Raw genomic sequence first — 14,053 nt, 5'->3', positions numbered from 1 at the left:
TATTAAAACATAGGTGACTTTTATAGACAAAAATTTCCAATATAAAGTGACCAAAATACCCTTAAATGATCTAAATTGCTAAAAATTTTGCCCCACTAAAAACTAATCACATTCAATTAAATCATATACTTAAAATTAACATCATTTAATGGTATAAATCTCGGTGACCTTGCCAAGGTTGGGGTCGCGAGTTCGAGTCTCGTTTCCCGCTCCAGATTCTAAAAGCCTCAGTTGAATGACTGGGGCTTTTTTATTGTTGTTTTATTCAATATTTTACTTCATAAGAAATTTTTATACTTAAAAAGTATGTTTACAAAAGTGCTCTTTCAAAACTGTGAACAAAAAACCGTGTAGATGATGCTCCAGAGTATCAATCATACAAGATAAAAAAAACTCCAAAACAAAAGATAGTATTAGCTACTACTAAGTGGCTTATGTTAAACAAGATCAGCTTGCCTAGATCCTAAATATTGATGCCGCGGAGCCTGTTAATAATTTCTGTCATTGCTTCTTAATAAAAAAGCAACTAATATGCTTCTTATACCACCAAAAAGCAATAAATATGTCTACACTAAATAAGTCTTTACTACAGCAAGTCAAAAAAAGACGAACCCTATTGGGTTTAAAGCAAGTTGATATGCAATCACGTACAGGCATTTCAAGACAGCAGTACCAAAAACTGGAAAGTCAAGGCAATCCTCGATTAGATACCTTAGAAATTATTGCGGCAGGACTAAATGCTCAACTGATGCTCATCCCAGATGATAAGGTTCATTTGATTAGACAATTATTGAATGATGAAATTAAAGTCACTATTGAAGATCAAGATGACTTAATGTCTAACCCATGGAAAGGTCTTCTCGGAGGAGAGGAACCATGAATACTGTTGCAGTCCTGAAATTAACATTACATCACGTTGTCGTTGGATACTTGGCAGGATTTCAGAGCGGAAAAAATATTCTGGTTTTCACAGATTCTTTTCACTTGGATCAGCAACGTTCGACCTTGAGCCTGCTGACTTCCCCTTTATATCCTCAAGCGGATAAGATTTTAGAAAAGACCTATGTTACACATCAGCGCTTACACCCCTTGCTATCAAATCTGCTACCAGAAGGTGCATTACGCGAACTCATAGCACAAAGCCTCAAAATACATATAGACAATGAATTTCAGTTATTGGCAGCTTTAGGTCATGACTTACCTGGGGCACTGATTGCAACCCCAGTAGATCCAGAAGAAATCCCAGATGGAATAAAATTTAAGCTTCAGATCTCGAATCCAGATCAGATATTAAAACAAGAGATTCGGACAAATAATAAGTTTTCCTTGGCTGGCGTCCAAATGAAGTTTTCCATGAAAGCCAAAGATGGGCGTTTTACATTAGCACAGGCAACGGAATCCAACCTACTCGGTGATTGGATTGTCAAAACTCCTTCTACCAGACATGCTTTTGTTCCGCTGAATGAATACTCTATGATGATCCTTGCCAAAATGGTCGGAATAGATATCCCAGAGATTCGTTTGGTAGATATGGCACTCTTACAAGACCTTCCACCATTAAATCTACCCCAAGAGCAATATGCTTTTGCAATTAAGAGATTCGATAGGCAGAGTACTGCTAATACTACAGAGCTTATTCATATTGAAGATTTTGCTCAGATCTTTGGTTCATATCCACACCAGAAATACAGCACCACAAATTATGAGCAGATCGGTAAGATCATTTATCACTATTCAGATAACAAAATTTTTGATATTCAGCAATTTGCCAGCCGTTTACTCGTCAATATTTTACTCGCCAATGGAGATGCACACTTAAAGAACTGGAGTATGATTTATCACGATAAAACAACGCCAAGATTATCCCCTGCATACGATATATTGATGACAAGTGTATATATTGAAAATGAGCGTCATTTCGCCTTAAATCTTGCCAAAAATAAAGATTGGTATTTAGCTGAGATGAAACACTTTGAACAATGGGCTGAAAAAGTCGGTGTTCCATGGCGTGTTATTGAAAAACAACTTCACGCGATCATGGACAAAGCACGGTCGGTATGGCCAGTGCTATTACTAGACTTACCTATGATTTCTGTTCATAAAGAAAAATTAAGAGAACATTGGAAAAAATTGCATCCAGACTTTCAGATACTTACAGATGATTAGGGTAATCTGAAACCAAACTAAAATTTCTCAAACAAGTTCATCACGTCATTTTCCGTCAGTTTCGCTTCGCCTTCATGATCTGTACTTAGAATAGAGTGTGCCAGTTCTGCTTTATTTTGCTGTAAGGCAAGAATTTTTTCTTCTATGCTTTTATTAGTAATCAGCTTATAGACAAATACCGGCTTGTCCTGTCCAATCCGCCATGCACGATCTGAAGCTTGATCTTCAGCAGCAGGGTTCCACCATGGATCATAGTGAATGACCGTATCTGCGGCAGTTAGATTCAAACCGACCCCTCCTGCTTTCAGACTGATTAAAAATACCGGCACTTGTCCAGACTGAAACGCTGTAATGACTTCATCTCGCTTTTTGGTCTTTCCAGTCAGCTTCACATAGCCAATTTCTGCGTGATGGAACTGTTGTTCAATCAGTTCCAACATTGAGGTAAACTGAGAGAAGATAAGAATTTTTCGCCCCTCTTCCACCATTGGAACGACCATATCCATCAACTGTTCAAGTTTGGCAGAATGCGCCTGCCCAATTTTCACTGAATCCAGCTTTAGTAAGCTAGGATGGCAGCACACCTGACGTAGCTTCAGTAAGGCATCTAAAATTTGAATTTGACTACGTTTAAAGCCTTTTTCTGCCACAATTTTCTGAATGCTTGCCTGCATCGTGGCACGAACAGCCTCATATAACTTGGATTGCTGGTCATTCATATCAATATTGACTTCAATCGTGGTTTTTTCTGGCAACTCTTTGGCTACGTCAGTTTTCAAGCGACGTAAAATGAAGGGCTTAATCCGGTTGACCAACTTTTGTCTTAACTGCTCATCACCGCGCTTTTCAATTGGATGACGGTACTTTTTATTAAAAATTTCTTGTGAATATAAAAATCCTGGCATCAGGAAATAAAATAGTGCCCACAGCTCACCCAAATGATTTTCCATAGGTGTACCGGTTAGACATAGACGATGTCGCGCTGTTAATTGCCGTACTACCTGTGCAGCTTTGGCGCGCGGATTTTTGATATTCTGCGCCTCATCCAAAATGAGTTGATGATATTCATATTGCTTTAGTTGCTCTTCATCTCTCGCCAGAAGCGGATAGGTGGTTAACACAATATCATAGTGCGGAATCTGCTCAAAATACTGATGGCGGTCGGGGCCTTGTAGCAGCAGTACCTTGAGCTCAGGAGTAAATTTTTCCGCTTCTTTGAACCAGTTATGCATCAGCGATGTGGGTGCAACAATTAAGGCGGGACTATCCTGCAAATATCCAGCCTGCTTTTCCATGAGTAAATGGGCTAAAGTTTGTGCTGTTTTCCCCAAGCCCATATCATCTGCCAGAATCCCGCCATGCTGGGTTTCCCTTAAAAACTGTAACCAGCCTAAGCCCTGCTGCTGGTATAGACGCAACTCCCCCTGAAAACCTTGTGGTGTCGGCAGTTGTTGCTGATAGCCTTGTTTGAATTTATGTACAAATTTCTGCAGGCGATCACTGACCTGCCATGTCATCCCAAGATTATGCTGCAATTCTAATAATTGACTCGCATCATAGCGATCAATACTGCGCTCTTCTTGCTGTAAAATGCTCTGCAGATGCAATAATACCGGCTTAATATCCCTAGCGGATAGCGCCAAATCAGGTTGATCAACTGCAGTTTTCACGGTGAAAATTTGACTGTCATGCAGATGAATAAAAGTCCGCGGATCAAGTAAATCAGGATTTACTCGCACCAAAGCTACGAGCGCATCAAGTAAATTATAAGAATTGCCTGCACTGTCTTGAACCGTCGCCCCGATATTGAACCAGTCCTGCTGGCCTTCAGATTCAGTGATAGAAATATTTAAATTTTCAACATATTGCAGGTTAAAGGGGCTGTTTTCCAGATGCTCTATCTGCCAGCCCATCAACTCAATTTGATTGATGGGCATCAGCTGTTTGATCCAGTCTCCATAGAAAGCAAAAACCATAGAATCGAGACGTTGTTTATCCAGTTTTAATTGCTGGTCATAACTAAGATCTTTCACCCACTTCAGTGATTCGACCAATAGCTGTAAACGCTGGATTGACTGTTGTTCCTGAACTAAGTCCCGAAGCTGTCGCACCATTTTGTCATGCTGCTCACCAATGAAACTGTCACCTGATGTACCTGCTTTAATTCGCCCGCCTGCATAGGAGAATTCAATTTCAGCACAAACAGACTCTTCCCATTTCCAATCAAATTTATCTAAAACACCGAAGCGTAAAATTGGCTGGGGACTACCCTCAAGGACATCAATATGCTGAATAGACTCGGGCTGAGGCAGATTTTTCACGTCTGAATATTGATGAGTCAGTTTCTCAAACTCTGGCAAGAGCATAGATGGAAGATCAGGCATCTGTAAAAAATGGTACAGAAGATTTGCCGTATATTCACCATATAACTGGCCCACCGTGTTCTGTTGAATATCCACATAACACGGTGGCTGGCTAGCGAGAATTTGGATATGTGGATTTGATTTTAAATCGAGTCGAATATCACCATTGACCAATTCAATATTTAAATGCTCTGTCTGTTTGTTTACACCTTGTTGCCAGATCAGTTCGATGTGATAGCCTTGTTCTGACCATTGAAGTGCAGTATGGCTCTTTTTTTGCCAGTACACATCGCCACTTTGAATAAAAGATTTGAAATGCTCCAATAAAATTCCGGAGATATCAAGATTGCTTTGATAAAAACGTTCGTCACTGTTTATTTTGGCATAATAATAAATCTGGTTAAATAATTGTCGTTTTTGTTCAGGTAAAGTCAGATGCTTTCTGGTGATATTTTCATATTGGGTATAATAACTTTCCCCCGCAATTGAGCCGTTTTTATTGCGTCTGGCCTTCTGAACATCAACTGTCAATTTCTTTAAGCTGACAGACTGATCTAACAGGTAAATTAAATAATTGTTTGTTTTGACAGATTGCTCTGGTTCAGTCTGTTGTAAATACCGTTTAAAATCATTCAACCAGCGCTGTGCCTGATCATCCCCCCGTAGGCGTTTTGCGATTCCCTGCGGGGATTGAGAGTCAGCATAACGCTGCTGAAATTCCTGGCGATATTCCTGAAAGAATAACCGCGCTAAAGCAGCAGCATGTTTACAGTTATATCCAACCGGACAAGTGCAGTCGTCATCAATTAAACGGTCCTTTTTAAGATTATAGGTAATTGCAGTATCGTAATAATCTGTCCCTTCAATTTGGGCATACATCGTAACCCCGTCTTTTTCCTCAAAGAACTCAATCGTTTCCCTATCAATGCGTTTAGCATAGCTAAGACTGCGCTGAAGAGTTGCTGTACTAAAGCGAGATAGAAAATTGATCAATGAGGACATAATTACCAGACACTAAAAATGTTTATACAATTATAACGGACAAAGGTGTCAATTCAGAATAGTAGCCGAACGGCCCAACCTGAGCATAACTTGGATTCACTCAAAAGGAATATTGTAAATAAAGACTACTTTTTGCATAAACATTCAAAGCCAAACCTCAATATGTCTACATCATCACAGCATGCATTTCCCACACATATTGACTGCGCATCAATTGCTTTAATTGTTTAAGGTCTTGATATTTTTCCAGTATCTCTTGCGCTCGAGCTAATTTTTGTTGAACATGTCGATAGTCTTGCTCATATTTTCGATACAAATCCTGCACTTTAATTTTACGGTTAGAATATAAAAACTGACTCCAATTAAAAGAGTAAATAATGTCATCTACTTGCATTTGCAAAGTTTCTAACTGTTCTTCTAAAAGCAGGTTATACGCTTTTAATTGTTGATTGGCGAAAGACAAATTATGCTGCTGACCCAACTGAATTTGCAAATTTAACAATGTCAATAAATCATTGGCTTCATAAGCCTGATTGGCTTGCTGCATCAATACGGTTTTTTCTTGTTTTTTCTGCTCATCTTGCTCACGATCTGGGTGAATCCACGCTGTAATTTTTAAGTAAATCGCTTTAATGGACTGATTTGCTAGTTTCTTGGCTTCTTCACGCTGTTGCTGTTTTTTTGCTGCTTTGGCTTTTTCACGGGCAATTTGCTGTTCGGCAAAAGCTTTTTGCGCACTACTCAACTGACTTAAAAAATCCAGCTCATCTTGTTCTTGCATTTTTTGTTCAAATTTTTTTATAAAGTCATCTAAATCTAATGGATCATGCTGAAAATCAAAAAAATCTAGATCTAGGTCATATTCTTCACAAAGAAAATGCTTCAAACTTTCTAGCTTGAGCTGTGCCAAGCGCTCTTGTTCAGACTCATCATGTTCAAAACTATTTTGTTCACATTGTTCAACATTTTCGTCTTCTGACTCTGTTGCTGTTTTAGCTTCAGATCTTAAATCCACATCATCTGTGTCTAGCAATTCAATATGATGCCCATAACTGTTCAGCAATTCTGTTAAAAACTGAACTTGTTCGGTAGACATCTGCTGCGAATCTAAGAGCTGTAAACTGAGTTGCTCAATTTTTTGAGCAAGTTTAGTTTGTTGGGCTGCCGTCATTTTTTGTTGTTTTTGCTGAAGCAATTGTTGAATTTGCTGAAATATAATTTCACGCAATTGCGTATAGGTTGGTAAAATTTCTCGGCTGGCTCGTGCCTGAATATCGGCTTGTGCGGTCTGCCATTCATTCAAACGTACTTGTTCCTGCTCAATTTTTTGACATAATTTCTGAAATTTTTTCTGTGGCGCAGAAAGTTTCTGCTCTGGCTCTAAAGTACTTTTCTGTAATTCCATCTTCAATCATATCGAACACATAAGTCTGAGCCGTATTTTAACCAACTTCTTACTCATTAAAAACACCTTTGCCCATCACCACGTCTTTTCTCATCCATAGTCTTTGACCTGAAACATCTTCAAGCAATTGATTTTCTATTCTTTACAGCACATTGCACATAGTTCGATTATCATAGGCAGCAATACGATTTTTCCAAATATTCAGGACAATACATGAGCACATTCACCTGTTTTAAAGCCTATGACATTCGCGGAAAATTGGGCACAGAACTCAATGAAGAGATTGCCTATAAAATTGGTCGTGCTTACGGACAAATTTACCAACCTAAAACCGTTGTAATTGGCTGCGATATTCGCCTTAGCAGCGAAGGCTTAAAGCAAGCCACCATTCGTGGTTTAAATGATGCAGGGGTCAATGTGCTAGATTTGGGCATGACAGGCACAGAAGAAGTCTATTTCGCAGCCTTTCATTTAGACGTGCAAGGGGGCATTGAAGTAACTGCCAGCCATAATCCCATGGACTACAACGGCATGAAACTGGTACGTGAAAATGCACGTCCGATTAGTGCCGATACCGGCCTAAAAGATATTCAGGCTTTGACAGAATCGGGCGAATTTACCCCAGTTGAGCACAAAGGTAGCACTCAAAGCTACAATATTTTGCCTGAATTTATTGAACATTTAATGACTTATATCGAGCCTAGCAAAATTCGCCCAATGAAACTGGTCATGAATGCAGGCAATGGCGCTGCAGGACATGTGGTCGATGCGATTGAGCAAAAATTCAAAGCTCTGAATATTCCTGTTGAATTGGTCAAAATTCACAATGATGCCGATGGTACTTTCCCCAATGGTATCCCGAATCCAATTTTAGTGGAAAACCGTGATAGCACCCGCAATGCCGTATTAGAGCATCAAGCCGACATGGGTATTGCGTGGGATGGTGACTTTGACCGCTGTTTCTTGTTCGATGAAAAAGGCCAGTTTATTGAAGGCTATTATATTGTCGGCTTATTGGCACAGGCATTTTTGCTCAAACAAACAGGCGAAAAAATCGTGCATGACCCGCGCTTGGTCTGGAATACCTTTGATGTGGTCGCGCAATATCAAGGTGAAGCGATTCAATCTAAATCTGGGCATGCCTTTATTAAAGATGTAATGCGTGAACACAATGCTGTTTACGGCGGTGAAATGAGTGCACACCACTATTTCCGTGATTTCGCCTATTGTGACAGCGGCATGATTCCATGGTTATTGGTGCTTTCGGTATTGTCTGAAACAGGACAATCGCTATCCAGTCTAGTCGAAGAGATGATTGCCAAGTTCCCATGTTCGGGCGAAATTAACTTTAAAGTGGCCGATACTCAAGCCACGATCCAAAAAATCTTTGAGCATTATGCCAGCCAAAACCCAACGATTGATCAAACCGATGGCGTGAGCCTTGACTTTAGGGCATGGCGTTTTAATGTGCGTGCGTCAAATACTGAGCCATTATTGCGCTTAAATATTGAAAGCCGTCGTGATCAAAACCCACGCCCAATGCAGGACTATGTGGATGAGTTGACCCAATTGATTCAAGCTTAATCTGAAAATCAAAGCAATATAAAAAAGGGAGTCAAAACTGACTCCGTTTTTATGCTCTAAACCTTGTGGCTGAGTGTATGGCTAGAATCATTCATCTTGACGATAACCATTCGGATTCTGCTTTTGCCAGTTCCAACTATCGGCCAACATATCTTCTAAACCATATTGTGGTGTCCAGCCCAGTTCTTGCACTGCGCGGCTATTATCTGCAAAAGAGGTCGCCACATCGCCTTCACGACGTGGTGCAAACTCGAATGGAATTTGCACACCATTGACCTGTTCAAAAGTATTCTTCACTTGCAGCACCGAAATTCCATTACCCGTACCAATATTCCAAGCACGGCAACCCTGTGCAGTCAAACGGTTATTCAAGGCACATAAATGCGCATTGGCCAAATCGACCACATGAATATAATCTCGCACGCCTGTACCATCTGGCGTGGCATAATCCTGCCCAAAAATTGACAGTTTTTCACGACGTCCCACCGCCACTTGGGTGACATAAGGCATTAAATTATTTGGAATACCTTGTGGGTCTTCGCCGATGCAGCCACTTTTATGTGCCCCCACAGGATTAAAATAACGCAATAGCGCAATCGACCAACGTGAATCGGCAAGGGCTGCTTTTTGTAAAAGCTGTTCCACAATCAGTTTGGTATAGCCATAGTTATTGCTTGGCATACCCGTTGGCATCTCTTCATGTAACGGCGAAATATTGGATTCGTCATATACTGTAGCCGATGAACTAAACACCAGTTTAAACACATGCGCGCGTTGCATCGCCTGGATCAAGCTAATTGAACCCGCAATATTGTTATCAAAATAGCTCAGTGGAATTTGTTGGCTTTCTCCCACCGCTTTGAGTCCTGCAAAATGAATCACTGCATCAATTTGATGTTGCGCAAACACAGCATCCAAAGCAGCAGCATCACGAATATCACCCTGAATAAACTGTAAGGTTTTGCCAGTCAGTTGCTGCACTCGCGTCAATGACTCTGCCGAGCTATTGGACAAATTATCTAGTACCACCACACTGTGCCCTGCATTCAGCAACTCGACACAGGTATGTGAACCAATATAACCAGCACCGCCTGTTACTAAAACATTAGCCATCTATTTTTCCTAATAAAATTTTTAATAAACCTTGAGTCGATGCATCGAGTGCCGATAAATCCTGTTGCTGCCCATTCAAAATAGGCAAGAGCTGATTGGCAATTTCCTTACCTTTTTCTACGCCCCATTGGTCAAAGGGATTGATATTCCATAGCACCGATTGTACAAAGACTTTGTGTTCATACAAAGCAATCAACATGCCTAAGCTATACGGATTGAGTTCTTGCAATAAAATACTGCTACTTGGCTGATTACCACTGTACTGCTTATACGCCGCTAAGCCATCTAATTCCTGCTGATCTAGAGCCTGATTGCCAAAGGCCAAAAGCCGCGACTGTGCCAAGCAGTTGGACAATGCCAAATGATGCTGCTCCACCAAAGCCTCAGCATTTTCCGCATAAGTAAATTGATTGGCATTATAACGCTGCACAGGGGCAATAAAATCACAACTGACCGCATGCGTCCCTTGATGCAACAATTGATAGAACGCATGCTGTGCATTCGGCCCAACCTCGCCCCAAACAATCGGGCAAGTATCCAAGCTCACCGCCTCGCCATTACGCTGAATGGACTTGCCATTCGATTCCATTTCTAATTGCTGTAAATACGAAGCGAAGTATTTTAAACGTCCATCATAAGGCAAGACCGCATGAGTCTGAATATTCAGGAAATTATTATTCCATACCCCTAGCAAACCCATCAGCACTGGGATGTTCTGATCAAATGCAGCTGTTTGAAAATGCTGATCAACCGCATGTGCACCTGCTAAAAACCGCTGAAAACCCGCAACGCCAATGGTCAGTGCAATCGGTAAGCCAATACACGACCATAACGAATAGCGACCACCCACCCAATCCCAAAGCAAGAGCTGATTTTCAGGACAAATGCCCCAAGCGGTCATTTTATCTGCTTTGGTGGATACCCCAATAAAGTGATGCTTTAGAATTTGGGTGTGCACACCCAGCGCTTTTTCCAGCCATTGTTTCACAGTTTGCGCATTGGATAAGGTATCAATGGTGCCAAAAGACTTGGACGAAATAATAAATAAAGTAGTTTCAGGACGCAGACGATGCAGCAATTCAGATAGCTGGCTGCCATCCATGGTAGACACAAAATGTACATTCAGTGGTTTTTCAGTTGCCACTTTAAAGTCAGATAAGGCTTGGGTCACCATCAACGGGCCTAAATCTGAGCCACCCACACCAATATTGACCACATCCTGAATCACTTCACCCGTGGCACCACGGTATTGGCCTGCATGGATTTTTTCCACCAAGGCATACATACGCTCAAGCTGGATATGGACTTGCTCAGTCAATGCAGCGTAGGCATCGGTCTGTTCGGAAGCACTTGCTGCTGGGCTGGTCGCAGGCAAACGCAAGGCCCAATGCATCGCATCGCGCTGTTCGGTATAGTTGATTTTCTCTGAGCCTGTTGCCGTTGAAAATAAACGTCCAATCCACTCAGCAAGCTGACTCTGCTGTGCAAACTGAACCAGGGTCTGCAATACCTTGGCATCAATCCGATGCTTGCTATAGTCAAACAGTACACTGTCCAAAGCCACCGAAAAACGCTGAAAACGCTGCGGATCTTGGGCAAATAGCTGATTTAAATGCAGCTGCTGAAACTGTTGCTGTAATTGTTGTAACTGTGGCAAGGCATTATCATTTGGAGATATCGAGGTTTGCGTCTGTGGCGTTGTGCTGCGAATCATTAGCGGCCTACTCCCATATAAGCAAAACCTTGTGCCTTCACAAATTCAGGATCATAAATATTGCGACCATCCAAAATCAGTGGATGCTGCATCTGCTTTAATAAAGTTGGATAATCCAAACTCCAATATTGTTTCCACGCAGTCAGCACACACAATGCTGATGCACCTTCGACGGCTTGGTATTGGTCTACACATAAAATCAGATCATCGCGCTGACCATACTGTGCCACAATTTCAGGCAAGGCTTGTGGGTCGTGCAATTTGACCGTCACACCCTGCGCCCACAACGCAGGCAACATTACATGAATGGGAGAATGTTGCACCCGTGCAGTATTTTCTTTAAAGGCTGCGCCCCAAATCGCCACGGTTTTACCGTTTAAATCGCCCTGATAATAATTCCACAACTTTCTAAACAAGAGTTCTTTTTGTTGTTCGTTAATATCCCAAACTTGCGCCAACAGCTGACTTTTTACCCCTGTAGTGGATACGGTACTGGCCAGAGTCTGAATATCATGGCTAAAGTTTTCACCACCAAACCCCGCACCAGGATACATATACGATGCACCAATACGGCTATCTGCCGCCATACCCTGTCGCACATGTTCAATATCAATCCCCAGTTTTTCTGCCACCACTGCCAAGTCATTGATATAACTGATACGGGTTGCCAACATGCCTGAAATACTCAGTTTGGTAAATTCTGCATCCAACACAGGCATAAACAGATATTGCTGCGCACGTGGAAATAAAGGGCGGAGTAGTTCTTTGAGTTTGACTTGCGCACGTTCATTTTCACAACCCACGGTGAGTTGCTGTGCACGGGTCATACTTTGAATGGCATTGCCCTCTTGAATCATGTCGGGCAAATAAATCCAGTCATCTTGTGGCAAGATTTTTTGCAGGCGCTGTGTGCCATTTAAGCCCAAAGTCGAGGCATTGATCATCAATTTAGGGTGAATGATCGGACGTTGTTGCAACTGCCCCAAAACAGTTAAGGCGTGAGCTTCTTCAGTCGGGTTCAAACTGAGTAGATACACATCCACATCTAAAGGCAATGCAGCAAAATCACAATAGTGTAAAAAGCCCTTGCTGCATTGTTGTTGTAATAACAGGCTCAAGGCTTGGTCTTGAAAGCTGAGATGTTGCTGTTCTAGTGGATGGGCAGCATCCTGAAAGATATCGCACCAATAGACTTGATGCCCACATTCTGCCAAGAGTGCAGACATCACGCCTGCATAGAGGGTTTTTCCAAAGACTGCGACTTTCAAAATGTGTTCCTGTGTATTGGTTGATGCTGTTTATTTCATGGGGTTACTCTCTTGATTCAAGAGAGATTAGGAAAGATTTTTACATTTCATCCTTTCCTACTGTTCCTCCCTTTTTAAAGGGAGGCTAGGAGGGATTTTCAACATTGAAAGTTTTCACCATATTTGGCTCTCCTTTTTTTAATCCCCCTCAATCCCCCTTTGAAAAGGGGGAAGTTCGCACAAGCAAGGGCTTTATAATGGATGTTCCACCATGAGCAAGAATTTAAGCACTGCTTTAAATTTTCGCACATAAAATCAATTTTATAATGAGCACCCCTCTCTTTTTTAAAGAGAGGTTGGGAGAGATTTTCAACATTGGAAGTTTTCACCATATTTGGCTCTCCTTTTTTTAATCCCCCTCAATCCCCCTTTTTCAAAGGGGGAAGTTCGCACTAGCAAAAGCTTTATAATAGATGTTCCTCCCTGAGCCAGAGTTTAAGCACTGCTTTAAATTCTTGCGTAAGAAGGGAGGCTAGGAGAGATTTTCTAATCTTTCCCCCCTTAATCACCTTTTAGATTCAAGCTTTAACTCTTGAATCAAGGCTTTAAAATCATCGCCTAATTTTGGATGATCAAGCCCATAATGCAACACTGCTTTTAAGTAACCCAACTTGCTGCCACAGTCAAAAGTCTGACCTTGCATACGGTAAGCTTCGACCACACTGTTTTGTTGCAACATGGCAATCGCATCGGTCAATTGAATTTCATTACCTGCCCCTTTAGGGGTGTTTTCGAGCAAAGTCATAATTTCTGCAGGCAAGACATAACGCCCCACTACCGATAAATTAGAAGGTGCCGTGCCTACTGCAGGTTTTTCGACAATGCCCTGCATCACGGTACTTTCACCTTCAGCAGGTGCTGCGGCTACATCGACAATACCGTATTGATCGACCAGATGATCTGGCACTGCTTCGACCATAATCTGTGCGGCCTGAGATTGCTCAAAACGCTGAATCATACGCGCCAAGTCATTTTGTGCCGCATCATCTTTAACCAATACATCGGGTAACAGCACTGCAAAGGCGTCATTGCCCACTACAGATTTAGCACATAAAACCGCATGCCCTAAACCTAAAGGTTGTGGCTGACGTACACTCACGACACTGACATGTGCAGGTAAAATTTCGGTAATTTCTTTGAGCAAATCCATTTTTTGTTTTTGTGCTAAAGTGGTTTCTAGCTCAAAGTTACGGTCAAAGTAGTTTTCAATGGAGGCTTTAGAGGAATGGGTCACCAAAATAATTTGCTCAATCCCTGCTGCAACTGCCTCCCGTACTACATATTCAATCGCTGGACGATCGACCACAGTCACCATTTCTTTAGGGATAGATTTACTGGCAGGTAAAAAGCGGGTGCCTAAACCAGCAACGGGTAAAATGGCTTTTTTAATCATCTCATA

9 protein-coding genes are annotated in these 14,053 nt (G+C 41.6%); 3 read left to right on the top strand and 6 right to left on the bottom strand.

All coding sequences use genetic code 11. From position 1 onward, the window contains the following. Positions 1-562 precede the first annotated feature (562 nt). The gene (locus LZP46_RS00405; protein ID WP_004883943.1) at positions 563-880 is read left to right on the top strand and encodes a helix-turn-helix domain-containing protein; all 318 of its coding nucleotides are present in this window, start codon (positions 563-565) and stop codon (positions 878-880) included. Beyond that, complete coding sequence (locus tag LZP46_RS00400; RefSeq protein WP_178318965.1) at positions 877-2,166, top strand: type II toxin-antitoxin system HipA family toxin; 1,290 nt, start codon at positions 877-879, stop codon at positions 2,164-2,166. The genes LZP46_RS00405 and LZP46_RS00400 overlap by 4 nt, the downstream gene beginning before the upstream one ends. 17 nt (positions 2,167-2,183) lie before the next feature. Here LZP46_RS00400 and LZP46_RS00395 read toward each other — a convergent pair whose 3' ends face one another. Both LZP46_RS00395 and LZP46_RS00390 read right to left on the bottom strand, forming a co-directional pair. Next, a complete protein-coding gene (locus LZP46_RS00395) occupies positions 2,184-5,531 on the bottom strand; it encodes a DEAD/DEAH box helicase (protein ID WP_178318966.1) in 3,348 nt (1,115 codons plus the stop codon). Between the two features lie 166 nt (positions 5,532-5,697). After that, positions 5,698-6,936 carry a hypothetical protein gene (locus LZP46_RS00390; RefSeq protein ID WP_178318967.1) on the bottom strand — a complete coding sequence of 413 codons (1,239 nt, stop codon included), beginning with the start codon at positions 6,934-6,936 and terminating at the stop codon, positions 5,698-5,700. 213 nt (positions 6,937-7,149) lie between these two features. Here LZP46_RS00390 and LZP46_RS00385 point away from each other — a divergent pair, with 213 nt between their 5' ends. Next, positions 7,150-8,520 (top strand): phosphomannomutase CpsG, encoded by a 1,371-nt coding sequence (locus LZP46_RS00385; RefSeq protein ID WP_236094321.1) that lies wholly within the window; start codon positions 7,150-7,152, stop codon positions 8,518-8,520. An 87-nt stretch (positions 8,521-8,607) separates the two neighbouring features. Here the strand turns inward: LZP46_RS00385 and galE are convergent, their stop codons facing one another. From galE to galU, 4 genes are all read right to left on the bottom strand, one after another. Further along, positions 8,608-9,633, bottom strand: coding sequence for a UDP-glucose 4-epimerase GalE (gene galE, locus LZP46_RS00380; protein ID WP_236094320.1), 1,026 nt, complete (start codon positions 9,631-9,633; stop codon positions 8,608-8,610). Further along, the gene (pgi, locus tag LZP46_RS00375) at positions 9,626-11,347 is read right to left on the bottom strand and encodes a glucose-6-phosphate isomerase (protein ID WP_236094319.1); all 1,722 of its coding nucleotides are present in this window, start codon (positions 11,345-11,347) and stop codon (positions 9,626-9,628) included. Before pgi ends, galE begins: the two co-directional genes overlap by 8 nt. Next, entirely contained in the window at positions 11,347-12,615 is a 1,269-nt protein-coding gene (locus tag LZP46_RS00370) for a nucleotide sugar dehydrogenase (protein WP_019837371.1), read from the bottom strand. Before LZP46_RS00370 ends, pgi begins: the two co-directional genes overlap by 1 nt. Positions 12,616-13,159: 544 nt before the next feature. Then, positions 13,160-14,047, bottom strand: a complete 888-nt coding sequence (gene galU / locus LZP46_RS00365; RefSeq protein WP_236094318.1) for a UTP--glucose-1-phosphate uridylyltransferase GalU — start codon at positions 14,045-14,047, stop codon at positions 13,160-13,162. Between the last annotated feature and the right edge of the window lie 6 nt (positions 14,048-14,053).

It is taken from the genome of Acinetobacter sp. SCLZS86 (assembly GCF_021560715.1).
GTDB lineage: Bacteria > Pseudomonadota > Gammaproteobacteria > Pseudomonadales > Moraxellaceae > Acinetobacter > Acinetobacter towneri_A.
Note: the sequence above shows the minus strand (reverse complement) of the source record. Positions and strands in the feature narration are given on the sequence as shown.

Bases quoted from the DNA above. Each gene is read 5' to 3' on its own strand.
- LZP46_RS00395 (WP_178318966.1), bottom strand. From the start codon at position 5,531: ATGTCCTCATTGATCAATTTTCTATCTCGCTTTAGTACAGCAACTCTT.
- LZP46_RS00385 (WP_236094321.1), top strand. From the start codon at position 7,150: ATGAGCACATTCACCTGTTTTAAAGCCTATGACATTCGCGGAAAATTG.
- LZP46_RS00390 (WP_178318967.1), bottom strand. From the start codon at position 6,936: ATGGAATTACAGAAAAGTACTTTAGAGCCAGAGCAGAAACTTTCTGCG.
- galE (WP_236094320.1), bottom strand. From the start codon at position 9,633: ATGGCTAATGTTTTAGTAACAGGCGGTGCTGGTTATATTGGTTCACAT.
- galU (WP_236094318.1), bottom strand. From the start codon at position 14,047: ATGATTAAAAAAGCCATTTTACCCGTTGCTGGTTTAGGCACCCGCTTT.
- LZP46_RS00400 (WP_178318965.1), top strand. From the start codon at position 877: ATGAATACTGTTGCAGTCCTGAAATTAACATTACATCACGTTGTCGTT.
- LZP46_RS00405 (WP_004883943.1), top strand. From the start codon at position 563: ATGTCTACACTAAATAAGTCTTTACTACAGCAAGTCAAAAAAAGACGA.
- pgi (WP_236094319.1), bottom strand. From the start codon at position 11,347: ATGATTCGCAGCACAACGCCACAGACGCAAACCTCGATATCTCCAAAT.